Below are 21,012 nucleotides of genomic sequence, written 5' to 3' on the forward strand. Positions count from 1 at the left end.
TACATCAATTAATTGTTTGAACAATGATTTTCTATATGGTTGAGGTGCTGGTTTATTCCAAACCTTCGAAGATTGAACTTCTGACTTTCCTCCCTGAACAGCGATCTCCAGGGAATATACTTGGTATCCGTTGCTGGACTCAGGCTTTAAAAACATGGAGGGGGATATTCTCAACAAATATCCCCCTAGCTATCTTCGAATGATATTGCTATCACCCTGCATATGCAGGAGAGTTAGACTAGAAATTAAAATAACCTTGCTGAGATATGGGAAAAATTATTCGTGATGTGCTTTTACTGATAACATTCAGCTTGTTGTTTTTTTTCGGTTGTGAGACTGAGAAGCAAAAGAAAGAAATCAATGAACCTCCGACCCCGTTTATAGATCGGTTCATGGATGTGCCGGTTACAAATGGCCTGGAATCAAACCTGTGGGGGCGTTCGTATGTGCTGCCCCGTGATGCAGAAAATGGTATTGAGTCCCCTGACTGGGCCTACTGGGGCGGGGATGTGATAAAAGGACCCGAAGGGAAATATCACATGTTTGTAGCCCGCTGGCCGGAAAAGCAAGGCCATTATCCTAAAGAGGAAGAACGCACCTCACGAATTGCCTGGTGTACTGCTGATAATCCTGAGGGTCCGTTTACATGGCAAAAAGACATCCTGGGCGAAATCCATGGGCACAATCCGGCCATAATTGAACATAATGGAACGTATGCCCTGTATTTCATATCGCGAGAGGGGTATGATATCGCCTTGGCAAATTCTTTAGAGGGACCCTGGACGCCGATGAACCTGTCCATCGAGGGCATGGAGGGCTGGTCCAATCCGGCTCCCGTAGTTCGCGATGATGGTTCTATAGTAGTGGTCAACCGTACCCCGCATAATATCTACCAGGCAGATTCACTCACCGGTTCCTATAGGGAGGTAGCCACAAACTGGGTGCCCGAGGGCTTTGTTGATGTAGAAGACCAAGTGGTATGGAGGGAAGGTGGATATTACCATCTCATTGCCAATGAATGGAGTCGTAGAGCAGCCTTCTACATGTATTCCCAAGATGGGATTAATTGGATTCTCCCTAGCCGTTATAATGCGTACGTTCCTGGCATCACGCATTATGAAAACGGGGCGAGCACCCTTTGGTATAAAATAGAAAGACCGAAGGTATTGGTTGAAAACGGCGTTGCTACCTACATATACTTCGCCGTAACCGACGTTGCCAAAGATCGAAACCTGGGAGGTGACAACCACAATGATAAAACAATCGCCGTCCCCTTGTCTCCGTTAGGAAGCAGCAAGCCAAGAGGACCGGTTAGCGAAGGGGCCTACCGTATTGAAAATTCGGAGACTAACATGGTAATGAGTGTCATAGGGGGTGAAAACGAGGACGGTGCACCGACTCATTTAAGAAATTGGGATAATGCAACCAACCAGCGCTGGTTGGTCACCTACATAGGCAACGGAGCGTACCGTCTGGAGGTGACCCACAGCTTGGAAATGGACTGGCAAAAAGTGTTATCAGTGGAAAACGCATCGATGCAGGATGGGGCATCATTAGTTCAACAAACGTGGAATGATGGTGATGGAGAGGAGCAGTTATGGGAAATCCAAGAAAATAACGACGGGACCTATCGTATTACGAACATGCATTCTGGGAAGGTTGCTGATATTACCAATGACTCTATCGGAGTGGGCCCCCACGTCATCCAGGCGGAGTGGGATAACAGTGAAAGTCAGAAATGGAAATTCAAAATGCCTATCTCTAATTAGAGGTTCCTGAAGGGATATGATGCCGACATCCAAAGTCCAGCCCGTTATATGACCATTCCTCTCATCCTGAGGCTTAAGTTCTTCACAGAAACTGTACTGAAAATTGTTGAAATATTGTAGAAAACTTAACTGAAATAGATAAGACGATGAGCATATTCACAAGCTATACCCGGAAGAAAGATGTTAATAAAATCGGGGTATTAACAACAATTCTTGCTGTGTTCTTTCTCACAATAAACTTAGGGTGTAACGCCCAGGAGCTGCAATTCAATGTTGATAATTACAACATCGCCTGGGATTCCCAAAGCCACAACTCCGGTGCCTCAATGCCTATGGTTGGAGGTAACATTGGCACTAACATTTGGGTCGAAAATGACGAATTGCTCTTTTATTTCTCAAGTCCGGGTGCGCGTGAAGAGAATGGGGCTCTTATGAAATTTGGCCGAATGAGAATTTCGTTTGAGCCAAATATATTTGATGATGCAACATTTAAACAAGAGCTGAGACTCAGCGATGGCGCTGTTTACATTACCACTAATTCTAAAGAACATGGCGAAACGAACATAAAGCTTTGGGCTGAAATCCGTGAACCCGTGGTACATACCGAAGTGGAGTCTGATGTAGAACTTGATGTAACGGCCACGTACGAAAATTGGCGGACCGACAAATTATTGCTACCTCATGACACAGCAGGCCATGAACAACGTTATATTTCATGGAACAACCTCCCCGGGAATCCTGAAGTGGCCTATATATACCCTGACGAATTTGAAGCCGGGGACAACTCAATGGTTTTTTACCATAGGATGCGTAATGAAGAAAGTTATTTTCCCAAAATTGTAAAACAACAAGGCCTCACCGAAGTCAAAGACCAATTATGGGATCCGGTGACCAATTCAACATTTGGAGGCATACTAACAGGTGATAATCTGACATTTTCAAAAACAACGAGTGGCCACTATGCACAAACCGATTTTAAAGGATGGCAATATGAAACCCAGGAACCTGCAAAATCGGTTGAGTTAAAACTGTACACCCATATTGCGCAAACGGAAACGGTCGGTGAGTGGAAAAGCCAACTGATGGACAAAGTGCAGAGGAATCAGGATGATCAACAGCTTTGGAAAAAAAATCAGGCTTGGTGGAAACACTTTTGGGAGCGGAGTCATATTGTTCTCAATAAGGACAAGGGCCCCGAGGATGCGGCATGGCGATTAGCCAGAAACTACAATCTGTTCCGGTATATGCTGGTCAGTGGTTTTTATGGCAAGGAACCTACGAAATTTAATGGCGGGGTATTGACTTTTGATCCAAAATATGAAAATGAACAACGCTATGTTTTTAAATCGGGTGATGAGTCTGCAATGAGTGCATACACTCCCGATTACAGGCGATGGGGAGCCGGATTTCATGCCCAGAATCAACGATTATTATACTGGCCGATGCTTAAAAGTGGCGACTTTGATGGTATGCTGCCACAATTGGATTTTTACAAAAACACCATGGCCACTACCAAAACCAAGGTAGAGCATTTGTGGGGGCACGATGGCTTAGTTTGCGTAGAGGCACCTAGTGCTACAGGATTATTGGGAATGGCTGAGTTTGGATTTGCAGATGAACGGGTTACCGGTTTCAGACACCGTCCCAAGGATTATGAAAAAGGCGTTACCAATAATCCATTTATCGGCAGGTTATTTCAGTCTCAGCTTGAATTTGCTTTTATGATGTTGCAGTACCGGGAATATACCGGGAAAGATGTTTCCGAGTATATAGATTTTATTGAACAAGCCGTCATCTTTTACGACGAACACTACCGGATGCATGCAAAACAGCGGACAGGAAAAGAACTGGATGAGAATGGCAAACTTATCATATACCCAACCAATGCGCTCGAATACCATCCGAATGCGAAAAACCCCACGTCCGTAATTGCCGGCATGCGGGCCGTGTTGTCCGGTTTGCTTGAGCTTCCTGACTCAATTCAATCTCCGAAAAAGAAAAAGCGTTGGAAAAGTATTTTGGCAACCCTGCCCGATTACCCGATGGGCATGACATCCGGTAATCAATATAATCGAGACTTTGAAGGGTTTAAATATTTTAAACCGGCCGAAAATTATGAACGCAATCATCCTTCGCACAATCCGGAAATGTATGGGCTGTATCCCTATCAGCAGTATGGGTTAGGCATGCCTGATCTGGACCTTCAGAAAAATACGTACCTATTCACGACCTCTGAGGCGTACCGAGCAAGTTCTGGGGGATGGTCGCAAAGTGTCATCCATGCCGCACGACTTGGAATGGCAGATAAAGCAGGAAATCTCATATTTGATAAACTAGGGAACGGACCGTTCCGCTTTCCGGCATACTTCCCGGGAGGCGACTACGCACCGGACCATAATGTCGGTGGTTCAGGTATGATTGGCCTCCAGGAAATGATTATGCAGACCCACGACGGGAAAATCCGGATTAAACCGGCCCTGCCGAAGGAATGGGATGTACAATTTAAACTCCATGCCCCGCAAGAAACAACGGTAGAAGCGGTAATACAAGATGGGGAGGTCAAGGAGTTAAAGGTTACCCCAAAGGAAAGGGAGCAAGATGTAATTTTCATGGATAAATGAAGTGATAATAATAAGCAAAATATCGAATGATGCAGAGACAATTTTAATATCCCGCTGGTTCTGTCTCGGGGTATTTAATTGGTCCCAGAACGGGGCTTAACCCTGCACTTTCAGTGATTAAAAAAAGCTGCTTGAAGAAGTCTGAACCCCAACCCAAAAACGCAGGATATTGTAAACCTAATTTTATAAATGGATCGACTTTAAGATCAAGAAAAGGTTATCACTTAATTGAAACAACAATCAACAAAATATTGTCGATGATGAAAAAAATATTTTCCCTGTTAGTTCTGGTACTCTTGATGCTGCCCGGGCATACACTTGCACAGAAGGATCTGAAACTCTGGTATGATCAACCTGCTGAAACCTGGACCGAAGCCCTGCCGGTTGGCAACGGGCGGATTGGAGGCATGGTCTGGGGAAAGGCTGCGGAGGAGCGCATTCAGCTGAATGAGGCCACGTTCTGGTCGGGCGGACCGGTAGCTCAGAACGTCAACCCGGATGCAGCCAGCCACATGCCGGCCATTCGGGAGGCGGTATTCAGTGGTGAGTATCAAAAAGCTGACAGCCTGGCCAAACTGATGCAGGGCGTCTATTCCCAAAGTTATATGCCGCTGGGGGAGCTAGTTATTCACCACACGCTCTCCGATACCACGCCTTCAAACTACTACCGCGATCTCAACATCTCTGACGCCACTACCACCACCCGTTTTACGTCCGGAGACGTGGAATATCGCCGCGAAGTGTTTGTGTCGGCGCCGGACCAGGTGATGGTGGTACGGATGCACGCCAGCGAGCCCGGCGCTCTTAATGCCACTGTTTCAGCTATAAGCCGGCTGAGCCAAAGTACCGAAAAAATCAGCGAAAATGAGTGGACCCTGAGTGGCAAAGCCCCGGCGCAAGTCGACCCCAATTACGTAAATTACAACGAGCAGCCGATCATCTACCGCGATCCCGATAAATGTGATGGCATGCGGTACAATCTGCGACTTAAAGGGCATGATACGGATGGCAGCATTTCTACGACCGACAACGGGATTGAGATAAGAAATGCGACGGAGGCTGTAATCGTCCTTTCGGTGGCTACCAGTTTTAACAGTTACGACACCTGCCCAGATAAAAACGGCAGGGATGAGACGGCGATCGCCAAAAAGCATCTGCAGAACGTATCTTACAAAACATTCGACCAGCTGTTGCGGGAGCACCTCAGCGATTATCACAGCTACTTTAATCGCGTTTCAATTTCTTTGGGAGATGAAACGGCATCCAGCCAGCGGAGCCTGCCAACCGATGAGCGCCTCGAATCCTATGCCGATGGAGTCGAGGATACTGCCCTGGAAGCGCTCTATTTTCAATTCGGTCGCTACCTGATGATATCCAGTTCACGTACCCCGGGCGCCCCGGCCAACCTGCAGGGTATCTGGAACCCGCACATGCGTCCCCCGTGGAGCTCCAACTACACGATCAACATTAACACGGAGATGAACTACTGGCCGGCCCAGGTTGCCAACCTTTCCGAGATGCATATGCCACTGCTCAATCTGGTTGAAAATTTATCCCAAACAGGACAAGCTACCGCACAAAATTTCTACAATGCCGACGGCTGGGTGGCCCATCACAATACCGATATCTGGGCGCTCTCCAACCCCGTGGGCGATGTGGGGCGGGGCAGTCCGCAATGGGCCAACTGGCCAATGGGCGGTAACTGGCTATCCCGGCAGCTGTGGGAGTATTACCTGTTTACCGGGGATAAAGCGTATTTACGAAACACGGCCTATCCGATCCTCAAAAATGCGGCCGAGTTCAGCCTCGATCTGCTCGTTGAAGGTCCGGACGGCTATCTGGTGACTGTGCCTTCGACCTCTCCAGAGATCGCATTTGAATATGGGGAGGGTAAATCGGCCAATGTTTCTGCTGCTGCAACGATGGATATGGCGATAATCCGCGATTTGTTTACCAACCTGATTAAGGCCAGCAGGGAACTTGGAATTGATGAGGGCTTCCGGGAGCACTTGCAGAAAACACGAGAGCAACTTTATCCCTATAAAATAGGAAACCGTGGGAACCTGCAGGAGTGGTACCGAGACTGGGAAGCCACCGATATTCATCACCGGCATATTTCGCACTTGTATGCACTGCATCCGGGTCACAGTATTTCTCCAATGACCACACCCGAACTCGCCGATGCGGCCCGCCGGACTCTGGAAATCCGCGGGGATGCAGGAACCGGGTGGAGCTTGGCGTGGAAAATCAATTTTTGGGCCCGACTGCTTGAGGGCAACCACGCCCATAAGCTGGTGAGGGATCTGCTGCAGCTCACGCGTAGCAACGACACCGATTACAGTGGAGAAGGGGGTACCTATCCGAACCTGTTTTGTGCGCATCCTCCGTTCCAGATTGATGGCAACTTCGGAGGCACAGCCGGGATTGCTGAGATGCTCATCCAGAGTCATTTAGATGCCATTCACCTGCTGCCGGCTATCCCGGACCAGTGGAGTGAAGGCGAAGTACAGGGACTGCGTGCCCGCGGCGGCTTTGAGATCGATATGGCGTGGACTGAAAGAGAACTCACCACCCTCGAAGTGAAGTCCCTCAATGGGAAGGTGTGTGAGATACGAACGAGCCACCCCCTTCAACTGGAAGGCACCAACCAGGTATCGAGGGAAACCGACCACGGTTATCTCATCTCTTTTGAGACCGAGCAGGGCCAGAAGTACAACCTGATTCCTGCTGAATAGAATAACTTTTAAAGGGTATTCTCTTTACAAATAAATTTGATAATCTGAAGGCGAGTAATTTAATGAATCTGGCACGTAAACCTACCTTTATTCAGAATGGTTTTAGGAAAAATGGAAAGTTTAATCGTGGTAGTCGCTTAGTATTGGGAACATCGGGCCTTGGCGGAGTATGGGGAGAAGTCGATGAGCAGGAATCGATAGATGCCCTTTTATATGCCCTGGAACAAGGCATAGATGTAATTGACACCTCCCCTTCTTACAATAATGCTCAAGCATATGTTGGAAAAGCATTACGCAAATGGGATGGTATTCATCCTTTTATAAGTACTAAAATAGGGCGCTTACCAGCAGAAAAGGCAGATGAGGTTTACCTGGAGTACTCTCCCGGGGGGATGAAAAAAAGTATGGAGGAGAGTTTAAATCTTTTAGGCGTTGATTATATCGACCTTTTATTTTTGCATGAACCGCACTTAGTGCCGCTCAAAAAGATCGATTCTATTCTCAATACACTCGAATCATTTAAACAGGAGGGCATTGTAGGTATGCTCGGCATCGGTGGAAATCCCGAAGGGGAATTCTGGGATTATGTAGACAGCAACTACTTCGATGTGGTTTCGACATTTCTGAAGATGGATGCCAGTACTCTTGAGGGATTTGCTCATGATATACCCACATTTATTGACGAAGGACTCGCAATTTATGCTGCTTCATCCCTACACATGGGGCTACTTGGTTCCCGTTTCCAGGAGTTTGTTGATGATCCCCCCGATACCGAGTGGATACGGCAAGATCATATAGATAATGCTATAATGGTAAATGAGGTTGCCCAAAAAAATGGTATGTCTCTTACTGAATTGGCTTTACGATACCTTTTTTCCATAAAAGAGGCTGACCGTGTGGTTTTAGGACCGACAAATCTAGAGGAGCTTAAAAAGTCCATTAATAACTGGCAGGAAGGGCCGTTAAATAAGCAGGTGTTTGAAGAAGTAACTGAGGTTTTATTGAAATCAATTGATTAAATGAACATTCAGACTGTTGTCCTGGAAGAACCAGGTGACTTTTATGAAACAGAAACAGAACTCGATACAACTCTGGCACCGGACGAGGCTTTATTAAAAGTGCATCGGATTGGTATCTGTGGTACAGATCTGCATGCATATGCTGGTGAACAACCTTTTTTCAGTTATCCCCGAATCCTGGGCCATGAGCTTGGAGTTGAAGTTGTTGAAACGGGATCAAGGGTAGACAATATATCAGTCGGGGACCGGTGTTCAGTGGAGCCCTACCGATATAATCCCGAAGACCAGGCCGTAAAAAGTGGGAAGCCAAATTGTGCCGAACATATGTCAGTATTGGGTGTGCATGAAGATGGCGGAATGAGAGAGTATTTTAAATTTCCGGCTAAGTTCCTGCATGTTTCTGAAAAGATGTCTTATGATCAATTAGCATTGGTAGAGCCGTTGGGCATTGGTTGCCATGCTGTGAATCGGGCAGATATCACTTCCGATGACCGCGTGCTGGTGATCGGCGCCGGACCGATAGGGCTGGGAGCATTGCAGTTTGCCCTTGCAACGGGCGCCGAAGTAGCGATTATGGAAATAGACAAAGGGCGAATGGAATTCTGCCAAGAGTCATTCGACCTGGCCGGTGGCATCAACCCGCTGGATGAAGATGCGAAAGATCAACTGAAGTCCCTGTTTGGCGGTGATCTGCCTTCGGTGGTACTCGATGCCACAGGTAACAAGCAGTCGATGGAGAACGCGTTCGACTTGGTAGCCCATGGTGGAAAGCTCGTCTACATCGGGCTTATTCAGGGAGATCTTACCTTCCACGATCCGGACTTTCACAAAAAAGAGCTGACCCTTATGGCCAGCCGCAATGCTCTTGCAGAAGATTTCAAGCAGATTATACGTTTGGTGGAAGAAGGTAAGATTGATACCGATCCTTGGATCACCCATCGAGCCCAATTTGACGATATGATCGATGAGTTTGACGGATGGCTGAAGCCGGAGGCCGGTGTTATCAAGGCGATGGTAGAAGTAACTTAGCGGATAAGTTCCCCAATAAATTCAATACGATAAATAAAGTACTACAAAACAACTAATGTATGTCAGAAATAAAGAAGATATTTAGCGATGAATCTGGTGGACTGCGGGCCCCGATTGTTCCCTTTATGCTAATCACCAGTCTCTTCTTTATGTGGGGTTTGGCCAATAACCTAACTGACACGTTACTGGCCGCCTTCAAACGAATCATGAGCCTAAGTGATTTCCAGACCTCGTGGATTCAGGTAGCCTTCTACGGCTCTTATTTCTGCCTCGCTCTGCCTGCTGCCGTCTTTATTAAACGGTTTACCTACAAATCAGGAGTCTTATTGGGACTCGGCTTGTATGTACTTGGGGCACTGCTGTTTTACCCGGCTAGCGGGGCCATGCAATATGGCTTTTTTCTGGTATCATTATTTGTACTGGCTGGTGGACTTTCTATTCTCGAAACGGCAGCCAATCCCTATATTATCGCGATGGGGGATCCCAAGACAGGAACCCGCCGGCTGAATCTGGCACAGTCGTTTAATCCGATCGGTTCGATTTCCGGTGTGGTGATCAGCAAGTTTTTTATTCTTTCCAATCTGGACCGGGCCAGCGCCCAGGAACGGGCAGAGATGTCGGCCGATCAACTTCAATCCATACAGCAGGCGGAACTTAGCGCAGTGATGGGGCCTTATGTCACTATAGGAGTATTACTGCTGGTTCTCTGGATCGTGATAGCGGCTCGCAAAATGCCGAAAGCTTCCACCGAATCCACAAACATTGACCTGTGGCCGACGATTAAGCGGCTCGTCAAAAGAAAGAATTACGTAGGAGGTGTAGTCGCCCAGTTCTTCTATGTAGGGGCCCAGATCTGTGTGTGGTCATTTACCATCCGTTACGTTATGCAGGAACTGGATGTCGTCGAAGCAACTGCTTCCAACTACTACATCGCTGCGCTCATCGTTTTTACCCTGTTCCGGTTTATTAATACCTGGCTAATGAAATATTTCCGCCCGGCCAACCTGCTAATGGGCTCGGCCATGCTCGGCGTAATTTCTACCTTATTGGTTATTGTAGGCAGCGGAATGTTTGGGGTAGTCGCCCTCATCGCTATCTCAGGCTTCATGTCGCTGATGTTTCCCACCATCTTCGGGCTTGCCTCCGAAGGGCTGGGGCAAGATACCAAGATTGGCAGTTCCGGACTGATTATGGCCATAGGTGGTGGCGCCGCACTGCCGGCCCTTATGGGGTGGATTTCCGATACTACGGGCAGCATCCATACCGCCTATTGGGTGCCATTGGCCTGCTTTATTCTCATCGCCGGGTACGGGTTCCTCAGCAGCAGATATAATCTTGAGAAAGCAACTGCAGAAACTGAATCTGTATAAAAGATATATTGTCGGAATAAACTGTGGATGAGAGAATTGGACATTTTTGGTGATGTAAAATTCAGGGAACTAACTGTTAACGTAAACTGGTCCAGTTCAGATTTAGATAATTAAAAATACAGGGTTACGCTAAACCCTCTATAAATGAGAGGCAATATGAATTGGGGACCAACTGCAAATACAATTTTAAACAAGCTACCCTTTTTATGGGCTTTGGTTCTTTTAGTTAGTTGTCAACCGGCCAGCCAAGAGCTGGAATGGAGGCAGGAAGACCTCTATAGCTGGGCCGAAGTAGAACTTGGCTATTTCGGGAGCACCGGTTTTGAGAAGCTGGATCCCCAGCATACAAACGTCTCGATGGAGGTTTCGCTAACACCGGAAGAGATCGCAGAAAACCAGATGCTGCTGCACGGGGCCGGCGTTGCCACTGCCGATGTGGATGGCGATGGCTTGGTCGATATCTATTTTGGTCAACTTAACGGGCCTAATAAACTGTATCGAAATAAAGGCGATTTTCTGTTTGAGGATATCACGGAACAAGCGGGCGTAGCGCACGAGGGCTATTACAGCACCGGCGTACTGTTCACTGATATTGATGGCGATGGCGATCCTGATCTGCTGGTGAACACCATGGAAGGACCACTGGGAGTCTACAAGAATGATGGGACGGGTCAGTTTATACCCGTAGAGAACAGCGGACTGGGGGAGGGCAACGGCGGCTCCACACTGACCATGGCCGATATTGACAGCGACGGTGATCTGGACCTGTTCGTGGCCAACAATAAGCTGAAACGAGTGTATGATATTTTTACTCCTGAGCAACTCAAATCCAGCAACGTGGTTGAACAGCCCACCGGTGATGAAACCAAGTACAAATTAAAGGAACCGTTCGGTCAATACTACGATATACTATATCGGAAAAATCAACCGAATAGGCTTGGTGAACTAGGTACGAAAAACAAGCTTTTTCTGAATGAGGGCGATGGAACTTTTCGGGATGTTACGAACGAAGATGGTAGGTTTGTCGATCATAATGGACAGCCCTATATACACAAGGCAGAATGGAGCCTGACAGCCCTGTTCCAAGATATCAACGGAGACGGTAGACCGGATCTATACGTCTGCAACGATTATTTTGATCCTGACCGTATCTGGATTAATCGAGGAGATGGCCGATTTAAGGAGATCGATCCCCTTGCGGTGCGTAACTACAGCTACTCATCAATGGGGGTAGATGTAGCGGATATTAACCGGGATGGCTACCAGGATATGTTCGTAACAGAGATGCTCAGCCAGCTGCACAGCCGTCGTACCAGCCAGCAAACCTCCGAAGAGCAGCATCTCGTGAAAATAAACGAGATCAACTATCAGCCGCAGTATATGAGGAACTCTCTCTACTTGAACCGGGGTGATTATACCTTCGCTGAAATCAGTTACTTCAGTGGAGTAGAAGCATCTGAATGGTCTTGGGCTACACGGTTCCTAGATGTGGATCTGGATGGGTATGAGGATATTATCATCAATACTGGATTTGCCTACGACTCAATTGATATGGATTATTATATGGAGTCAAACCACAGCAAGCGGGCCATTGATCTGGATGAAACCCCCATCCTTAATCTCAGAAATAAAATTTTTCGCAACAATCGTGACCTAACCTTCACCGAAAAAAGTGAGGACTGGGGTTTCACAGAGCAGGATGTATCGTACGGGCTGGCTACTGCCGATCTGGATAACGATGGCGACTTGGATGTGGTCAATAGCCGATTTAATTTTGAAGTCGTTATTTTTGAAAATACTTCAAACGCCCCGCGCATTGGTGTGCGGCTTAAAGGTAAAGATAAGCAGTCTCAAATTATAGGTGCTGAGGTCATCCTTGAGGGCGGTCCCGTAAAGCAAACCAAGGAACTCGCTTCCGGGGGAGATTATCTGTCAAGCTCGGCCCCACACTTTGCTTTTGCGGCTGATCCGGATAATTCAAATCATATCCTCAAAATCAACTGGCCAAACGACGCCGTTACAAAAATAGACAGTGTTCAAGCGAACCGTATCTATGAAGTGACTCAGCCGGAAGCAAACAACAATACAAATGCGGAAATATCCTCTCCAATAAGTAATGAACAAGGGCCATTATTTGTTGATGTTTCCGAGAAAATTGATCATCACCACCACCACGAGGATTGGCACGATGACAGGCAGGTGCAGCCTCTACTGCCCATTAAACTGAGTGGACTTGGACCTGGCATTTCTTGGATAGATTACGATCAGGATGGTGATGATGACTTGTTTATACCTTCCGGTAAAGGGGGAAGCCTTGGCGCTTTTGAAAACCTCGGAAATGGGGAGTTTTCTCCGCTATCATTGGATGGGCTAACCGCCCAGACAATCTCTGACCAAACTACTTTGCTGGGCTGGAACACAACTTGGGGAACCAGCCTGCTGCTGGGGAATATGAACTATGAAACTAGGGATCAAAAGACACCCTCGGTCTTGAACTACGGATTTCGCGATGGAGCTGTAGCCAAACGAGACAGCATTCCCGGCTTGTTTTCCACAACCGGTCCGATTGCAGCTACGGACTATGATGGTGACGGTGATATCGACCTTTTTGTGGGTGGGCGTTTTGTGCCGGCACAGTATCCTGCAGGCGCAACGTCGAGGTTGTTTATCAACGAAAATGGGAATTTTAAGCTGGATCAAACCAATGCCCAAATATTGAAGGATTTTGGACTGGTTACTGGCGCGGTGTTTTCTGATTTCGACAGCGACGGCGATCCTGATCTTTTGCTAAGCAGGGAGTGGGACTCCTTACTACTATTGGAAAATGAGAATGGGACTTTTGGGGATGTGTCATCTGAATACGGTTTGCAGTATCTCCGCGGGTGGTGGAAGGGGGTCAGCACTGGGGACTTTAACAACGACGGACGGCCAGATATTGTAGCTACTAACTGGGGCCTGAATTCACCCTATCAGCTCAATGCGAATTTCCCCCTCACCATGTATTACCGGGATTTTAATCGCGACGGTAGTACCGATATTATCGAATCGTACTACTCATCAGAGCTAGGAGCCTACGTCCCCCGCCAGCAACTTGAAGCTCTGCAGCCCCTATCATCAGTTTTACTGAGAGGGGTTTCCAGCCACTCAGAATATGGCCGTACCTCTCTGCGTGGACTCCTGCAGGTCAAGCCTGAGAGCCTTCCATCGCGGAACATAAACAGGTTGGCTCATACGCTATTTATCAATCGCGGCGACCGATTTGAAGCCCGTTCCCTGCCTGATGAAACGCAGTTTTCGGCTGCATTTGGCGCTACCGTGTTTGATTACAATAACGACGGCAATGAAGATCTTTTCCTGAGCCAAAACTTCTTTGGAACGCCCCCGGATGTACCTAGGCTGGATGCCGGACGTGGCCAGCTGCTAGAGGGAAATGGCACGGGACAATTTAAAGCTGTTCCTGGTCAGGTTAGTGGAATTAAAGTGTATGGCGAGCAGCGAGGAGCCGCAGTCAGTGATTTTAACAGTGATGGGAAAGTGGACCTGGCCGTAACTCAAAATGATTCGACTACCAAGCTTTATTTAAATCAGACTGCTTCAGGTGGGATTTCCGTTAATTTGGTTGGTGCTGGCGAAAATAGATCAGCCATCGGTTCGTCCGTGCAGTTGGTCTATAAAGAGGGTGCAACCGGACCTATGCGGGAAATTCAGGCAGGGTCGGGTTACTGGTCTCAAAACGGTGCAGTGCAGGTACTGGGAATAGGCGAAAGCCGAGAAGTCCAAAGTATTCACATTCAGTGGTATGATGGAGAAACGCAAGAGATTCAACTGAAACCTGATAACCGTAGTTACCAAATTTTTAAAAGTACACGTTAGCTAAATGACCTAAAAGAATATTAATTGTATCTCATCATTAATGAAACTGATAAGGCAAGTTCGAAGTAGTTCTTTCCTCAATAAGTTTAATTATTTCCAGGCAGTAAATAAGGATAGATTTATTGGACTATTTTCTGCGGTAGTATATCATCCAGAGGTTGTACTGGCGTATATGAAAGCGGCAAAGGACTATTAACATATCACTTTTACCTCACTATGTGGACTTGAATAGGCAGATGCCTATCACCAAGCACAGAAAGACTGAAAAAGCACGGAATCCGCTTATTTAACTCCTATAAAGAGGTGAGTGAGGAGCCTGAAAAGTAATTGCTTAGAGTCAGCAAGATTGGCAACAATTTTCCAGTCCTATAGAATCGTATAGTACTAATACGGGAACTGAATAATTCGAATGCAAAATAAATATCATGTTTACAATATGAACTGGTAGAGACCTTAAAATATATTAATAGTTTATCATTTCATGGGAATTTATTTGAAATGAAAATTATGGAATCAGCAAGTTGACTTCCTTAAAGATTAAAAGCAGGATTTTTTCCATTCGATGGTTGGTATATATTCTCTGGACCGAAAATAAAATTAAGGATATGGTGACAAGATGAGTAATATTGCTGTAATCGATCTTATTGTAATATTTACTTATCTAATTGCTATAGTTGGGTTGGGATTATGGATAGTCCGGAAGAAAAAGATGAATGCCGAGGGGTATTTTTTGGCCGGTCATACATTGCGTTGGCCCGCCATTGGAGCGGCCTTATTTGCTTCGAATATTTCTACCATACACTTGGTTGGATTGGCGGCTTCAGGGTATAACGATGGACTGGTTTGGGGTAACTACGAGTGGATGGCTGCCTTTGTGCTGATCCTGCTCGCGCTGGTCTTCTCTCCCTTTTATTTTAAGAACGAGATTGCCACGCTCCCGGAATTCTTAGAAAAACGATACGGGCACTTTGCCCGGATGTGTCTTGCCGTGCTCGGTATTTTAGGTGCCCTGTTTATTCATATCGGGGTGAGCCTGTATGCAGGAGCGGTGGTATTTGAGAATCTGTTTGGGATTAATATCTATGTTTCGATTCTCCTGATTTCTGTTGTCACGGCACTCTATACTGTTATTGGCGGACTCCAGTCGGTTGTGATAACAGAAACAATCCAAACCGTCATATTGATTTTTGGCTCCATCGTGTTGACGGTGCTGGGGATTTGGGCGTTGCCCGAGCACGGCATCACCTCCTGGAATGGGTTGGTGAAGGCGGCGAAGCCGGAGCAGTTGAGCATTATTCCTACGGATGCTAATTCCTCCAGGCTCACCTGGCAAGCCATCCTGTTGGGCTACCCGATCCTGGGAATTTGGTATTGGTGCGCGGATCAGACCATCGTGCAGCGCGTGCTGGGGGCGAAAACAATGCACGATGCCAAAATAGGCCCCCTCTTTGCCGGCTTCCTTAAAATACTTCCCGTGTTTATCATGGTACTGCCGGGCGTGTTGGGCTATGTGTTGTTCAACGGGCAAATTACCGATGCCGATGACACCCTGCTGGTTCTGATTACGGAGCTAATGCCGCCCGGGATGGTGGGGCTGATGTCGGCGGCCCTGCTAGCCGCGCTGATGAGCACCATCGCCGCGGCCCTGAACAGTGCGGGCACGCTGGTATCGATCGATATCTATAAAAGTGTAAAGCCGGGCGTATCCGACAAAAAGCAGGTGTTTGTCGGACGCATTACGGCCGTCGTTGTGATGATCGTTGCCATCCTCTGGTCCCCCATTATTGCCCAATTTGACAGTATATTTGAAGCGATAAATGTGCTGTTGACCGTAATCTCTCCACCCATAACCGCAGTGTTTGTATGGGGCGTCTTCTGGAAGAGAGGAAACAACCCCGCCGCAGTTGCCACGTTTGTGGGAGGATTTATACTGGGTGTGACTGCTTTTTTGATCGATTTCCCCATTGTTGGCGATACCAAACTCCTCACCGAGGGACTGGGCATCTCCTTTATGATGCAGGCCTGGTGGCTTTTTGTGGCATGTTCGGTTATTTATGTACTCACAAGCCTGGTGACACCCGAGCCGGATTACGATAAAATTGAGGATTACACCCTCTCATCCCCCTTAGCCTTTTTAACCAGCCGGGTGGAAGAAGGAGGAACAAGACCGCTGCAATTTTCGCTGCTGCTCATTGTGATTATGATCCTTCTCTACATAACATTCAGGTAAGATGAATATGAAGCTCTTATGCAGATTTACATTATGTTTCTTTGTTTTGTCTATCATTTCCTGTAGCCGCTCGGCCGAGGATAACCAGCATAAAGAAGCCACGGGTACCGGCAAGGATACGCTGCAAACAACGACCAGTGAAGCGCAACGGTTTGGCATGGTGATTGGATTAAAGCCAGATAAAATTGAGCAGTACAAACAGCTCCATGCGAATGCCTGGCCCGGGGTACTGGAGCAGCTGAACGAGAGTAACATCCGGAACTACTCCATCTTCCTGCAGAAGATAGAAGGCAGATATTACCTGTTTAGCTATTTTGAGTATGTGGGGGACAACTACCAGCGGGACATGAAAAAAATGGCAGCGGACTCGGTCACCCAGGAGTGGTGGAAGCTTACCGATTCCTACCAGATACCGCTGGATTCCCGCAAGCAGGGGGAGTGGTGGACAACAATGGAAGAGGTATTCCATCACGAGTAACCGGTAAGCCGCAATTAACCTAAACGACACTCATTCATTATGTTGAACATGCACAAAGTCATATTGTTGGTTGTTATCCTTATCAGTTTTTTAAGCACTGAGTTGGCCGCTCAGCTGTCGGGGGGCGGGGAGGCCCATCCGAACCTGCAAACAAACCTGGAATCGCTGGAAGATTGGCAGGATATGCGCTTTGGGATGTTTATCCACTGGGGTCCGGTTACCCTGCGGGGCACGGAAATCGGCTGGTCCAGGGGAGAGCAAGTGCCCATCGAGGACTATGATCAGCTGTACCAGGAGTTTAACCCGGTACTGTTTGATGCCAAGCAGTGGGTCCGTACGGCCAAACAGGCCGGCATGAAGTACCTGATCATTACCTCCAAACACCACGACGGGTTTGCCCTGTGGGATTCGAAACGATCCGACTATGACATGATGAGCACCCCCTACGGGAAGGATGTGCTGGAGGCCCTCTCAGAGGAATGTGAGAAGCAGGGTATTGAATTTGGGATCTATTATTCCATTGCTGATTGGCACCATCCGGATTACCCGGTGAATCAGCGTTCGCTGAAACCAGCCTACCAATCGGCCAGTGAGGCCAAAAAAAAAGAAGCGATGGCTGACTATATCCCGTATATGAAGGGACAGCTGAAGGAGATCATCGAAAATTACGATCCGGCGGTGCTCTGGTTTGACGGGGAATGGGAGTCCCCCTGGACCCACCAAATGGGGATGGAGTTGTATGCCTATGTAAAAGGACTGAATCCCGATATCCTGATTAATAACCGGGTAGACAAGGGGCGCCAGGGGATGGCGGGAATGACGATTTCTGAGAAGTATGCCGGTGATTTTGGGACTCCCGAGCAAGAAGTCGGTAATTATAATACCGAAACGCCGTGGGAATCCTGTATTACCATTGGCCGGCAGTGGGCATGGCGCCCCAACGATAAGCTTAAATCGACCAAACAGTTACTACATCTGCTGCTTAATACCGTAGGGGGCGATGGCAACCTGCTGCTGAATGTCGGCCCGATGATGGACGGGCGCATCGAGCAACGACAAATCCGCCGACTCCACCAGGTCGGGGACTGGCTGAGGCGGCACGGGGAAAGTGTCTACCGGATCCGGGGTGGCCCCTATAGGCCGACCGAAACCATGGTGAGCACGCGCAAAGGAAATAAGATATATCTACATCTGTTAGCGCATCCGGGTTCTGAACTTACCCTTCCTCTGCCTGAAGGTGTACAAGTAAACAATGCCCGCCTTTTACGTACAGACCAGAAACTGAATTTGCGGCAGGCCCATGGTAATCTGAAAATCAGTCTGCCCTCACGGTTGCCAAACGACGTGGCATCCGTGGTTGCCTTGGAGCTAAACCGGCCGGCACAAGAACTGGGTACCATTGAACGATAGAGCTAGTAAGAGGATATGACCAACCATTCAGTAATAATTAAAGAGTGTCTTACCCGTGACATCAGGTTTGATCTAAAAGAGGGAGAAGGATCCGATGCCGTGAACCAAACGCCCCAGTATTCATACGCGGTGTGCAAGCTTACGACCAACAGGCAAATACAGGGAACAGGGCTGGCGTTTACCCTGGGGGCAGGCAACGAACTGGTATGCGAGGCAATCGGGTACCTGGCCCGGTTTATTGAAGGCAGGGAAATAGAGCAGCTGATGGCCGGATTCGGGGCGGTCTTCCGGGAAATGTCAAATGCCCCGAACCTGCGATGGCTTGGTCCGCATAAGGGGATTGTACACCTGGCCCTGGCCGCTGTCACCAATGCCTGTTTTGACCTTTGGGCCAAGTCCCGCGGGGTCCCGCTGTGGAAATTATTGCTTGATCTCTCCCCGGAAGACATAGCCGGCACGCTGGATCTTTCGTACTTGGAAGAGGTGCTCACTCGCAGTGAGGTAATAGAGCTGCTGCACAAAAACAGGCGAAGTAAGTCGCACATAGAACAGGTGGTGCGAACCGGGTACCGGGGGTATGATACCTCCATCGGGTGGTTCAACTATAGCAATGCACAGATCCAGCAGAAGGTGAAGCAGTCTATCGGGCAGGGCTTTACCGCCCTTAAGTTGAAAGTGGGTGCTGATGAGCAGGAGCGGGATATCCAGCGGGCCCACCTTGTGCGGGACGCTGCGGGAGAGCACGCCCAGATTATGGTGGATGCCAACCAGCGCTGGTCCCTGCCGGAGGCGATCGAGGTGTGCCAAAAGCTGGAAGAGATCGATCCATACTGGATTGAGGAGCCGACCCACCCGGACGATATTTCGGCCCACCGGGAATTGGCCCGGCAGGTTCATCCTCTCCGGCTGGCGATGGGGGAGCACATCCCAAACCGGGTGGTGTTTAAAAACTTCCTGCAGTCGGGGGCCATGAGCTTTAACCAGGTAGATGCGGTACGGGTCGGGGGTATTTCGGAGTTTATTACCATCAGCCTGCTGTCTAAAAAGTTTGGCATTCCGGTGGTGCCGCATGTGGGGGATATGGGACAAATTCACCAGCACCTGGTACTGTTTAACCAGCTGTATGTAGGACATGAGCCACTATTCCTGGAGCATATCCCACATCTGAGAGACTACTTCAAGTTCCCGGCTAAGCTTGCCGATGGATACTACCAGGTACCGGAGGAACCGGGGGCAAGTTCCGATTTTAAAGACTCTATAATGAAGTAAATAATTAACGTGTTATGATTTCGATGCCGAAAAAAAGGAGACCCATTGCCATTGCAGGCGCGGGTGGGATTGTAAAAGATGCGCACTTGCCGGCGTACCGAAAAGCGGGCTTCGAAGTAAAGGTGATTTTTGACCTGGATATAACTAAAGCGGAACGAGTGGCAAACCAGTTTCAGATTCCCGTTGTGGCAAATGAATTGGCAGAATTTGTAGAGGTGGCGCAAAAGCATGACTGTGTATTCGATTTGGCGCTTCCAGCCAAAGCTATTTTAGAGGTGTTGTCTGGGCTTCCCGACGGTTCCGGAGTGTTGATTCAAAAACCGATGGGAGAAACCCTGGACCAGGCTCGAAAGATTCTACAAACATGCCATCAGCAGGAAATGACTGCAGGAATAAATTTTCAACTGCGGCACGCCCCCTACATCCAGACTGCAGTTGAACTGGTTGATCGGGGAGAAATTGGAGAGCTTCATGACATTGACATAAAGATGTGTGTCTATACCCCCTGGCACCTATGGGAATTTCTATACGAGTTGCCGAGAGTCGAAATTCTATACCACAGTATCCATTATATTATATTGACTTGGTACGTTACTTTTGGGGGAACCCGGTAAGCATATACGCAAAGACGGTGAAACACCCCAAAATGAAAGAGCTGGAAAATACTAAATCCAGCATCATAATGGATTACGGGGAGCTGAAGCGGGCGATAATAAACACGAATCACGGCCATGAGTTCGGACCAAAGCACCAAGAGTCGTACATCAAGCTCGAAGGCACTGAGGGAGCAATCAGGATACAGGTGGGAGTTAACCTGGACTATCCCAAGGGACGTCCCGACAAATTTGAATATATTTGTTCTGTGACCGGGAACGAGTGGAAGACAAAAGAGGTGGAAGGCTCTTGGTTCCCGGATGCGTTCATTGGGCCAATGGCTGGACTGATGCAGAAGCTTGAGACCCCAGACTATAATTATGTAAATTCAGTAAATGATGCGATTCATACGATGGAGGTAGTGGAGGCGGCTTACATTTCAAGTGAAAAGGCGGTATTAATCCATCATATAGTAATTATTAAGTATTACGCGTTTAGGGGTTAATCTTAAACAGCTAATGCATGTTTAATACGATTGATGGGTTGATCGTTTTGCCAATTGATGTACTGTAATAGCGTTACAGAGGCTACTTTGCTGATCAATCTAGCTCGCAG

13 protein-coding genes are annotated in these 21,012 nt (G+C 47.9%); all 13 read left to right on the forward strand.

All coding sequences use genetic code 11. From position 1 onward, the window contains the following. The first annotated feature begins 266 nt into the window (after positions 1-266). The 13 genes from NC796_RS21975 (at position 267) to NC796_RS22035 (ending at position 20,902) form a co-directional block, all read left to right on the forward strand. Positions 267-1,769 carry an RICIN domain-containing protein gene (locus NC796_RS21975; RefSeq protein ID WP_310687788.1) on the forward strand — a complete coding sequence of 501 codons (1,503 nt, stop codon included), beginning with the start codon at positions 267-269 and terminating at the stop codon, positions 1,767-1,769. A gap of 146 nt (positions 1,770-1,915) precedes the next feature. Next, positions 1,916-4,390, forward strand: a complete 2,475-nt coding sequence (locus NC796_RS21980; RefSeq protein WP_310687790.1) for a DUF5703 domain-containing protein — start codon at positions 1,916-1,918, stop codon at positions 4,388-4,390. 257 nt (positions 4,391-4,647) lie between these two features. Further along, a complete protein-coding gene (locus NC796_RS21985; protein WP_310687791.1) occupies positions 4,648-7,125 on the forward strand; it encodes a glycosyl hydrolase family 95 catalytic domain-containing protein in 2,478 nt (825 codons plus the stop codon). Between the two features lie 62 nt (positions 7,126-7,187). After that, the gene (locus NC796_RS21990; protein WP_310687793.1) at positions 7,188-8,144 is read left to right on the forward strand and encodes an aldo/keto reductase; all 957 of its coding nucleotides are present in this window, start codon (positions 7,188-7,190) and stop codon (positions 8,142-8,144) included. After that, positions 8,145-9,173 (forward strand): zinc-binding alcohol dehydrogenase family protein, encoded by a 1,029-nt coding sequence (locus tag NC796_RS21995; protein WP_310687796.1) that lies wholly within the window; start codon positions 8,145-8,147, stop codon positions 9,171-9,173. A gap of 59 nt (positions 9,174-9,232) precedes the next feature. Next, positions 9,233-10,543: an L-fucose:H+ symporter permease gene (gene fucP / locus NC796_RS22000; RefSeq protein WP_310687798.1), complete on the forward strand. Its 1,311-nt coding sequence runs from the start codon at positions 9,233-9,235 to the stop codon at positions 10,541-10,543. 156 nt (positions 10,544-10,699) lie between these two features. After that, positions 10,700-14,416 carry an FG-GAP-like repeat-containing protein gene (locus NC796_RS22005; protein WP_310687800.1) on the forward strand — a complete coding sequence of 1,239 codons (3,717 nt, stop codon included), beginning with the start codon at positions 10,700-10,702 and terminating at the stop codon, positions 14,414-14,416. A 616-nt stretch (positions 14,417-15,032) separates the two neighbouring features. Further along, on the forward strand, positions 15,033-16,646 hold the full coding sequence (locus NC796_RS22010) for a sodium:solute symporter (protein WP_310687801.1): 1,614 nt from the start codon (positions 15,033-15,035) through the stop codon (positions 16,644-16,646). A gap of 157 nt (positions 16,647-16,803) precedes the next feature. Next, complete coding sequence (locus tag NC796_RS22015) at positions 16,804-17,124, forward strand: L-rhamnose mutarotase (RefSeq protein WP_409070406.1); 321 nt, start codon at positions 16,804-16,806, stop codon at positions 17,122-17,124. A gap of 39 nt (positions 17,125-17,163) precedes the next feature. Further along, the gene (locus tag NC796_RS22020) at positions 17,164-18,534 is read left to right on the forward strand and encodes an alpha-L-fucosidase (RefSeq protein WP_310687805.1); all 1,371 of its coding nucleotides are present in this window, start codon (positions 17,164-17,166) and stop codon (positions 18,532-18,534) included. A gap of 15 nt (positions 18,535-18,549) precedes the next feature. After that, positions 18,550-19,803 (forward strand): enolase C-terminal domain-like protein, encoded by a 1,254-nt coding sequence (locus NC796_RS22025; protein ID WP_310687807.1) that lies wholly within the window; start codon positions 18,550-18,552, stop codon positions 19,801-19,803. 23 nt (positions 19,804-19,826) lie between these two features. Then, positions 19,827-20,417, forward strand: a complete 591-nt coding sequence (locus NC796_RS22030) for a Gfo/Idh/MocA family oxidoreductase (RefSeq protein ID WP_310687810.1) — start codon at positions 19,827-19,829, stop codon at positions 20,415-20,417. Positions 20,418-20,434: 17 nt separating this feature from the next. Then, a complete protein-coding gene (locus tag NC796_RS22035) occupies positions 20,435-20,902 on the forward strand; it encodes a hypothetical protein (RefSeq protein ID WP_310687811.1) in 468 nt (155 codons plus the stop codon). The last annotated feature ends 110 nt before the right edge of the window (positions 20,903-21,012 follow it).

Source organism: Aliifodinibius sp. S!AR15-10 (assembly GCF_031569985.1).
Classification (GTDB): Bacteria; Bacteroidota; Rhodothermia; order Balneolales; family Balneolaceae; genus JAMQKA01.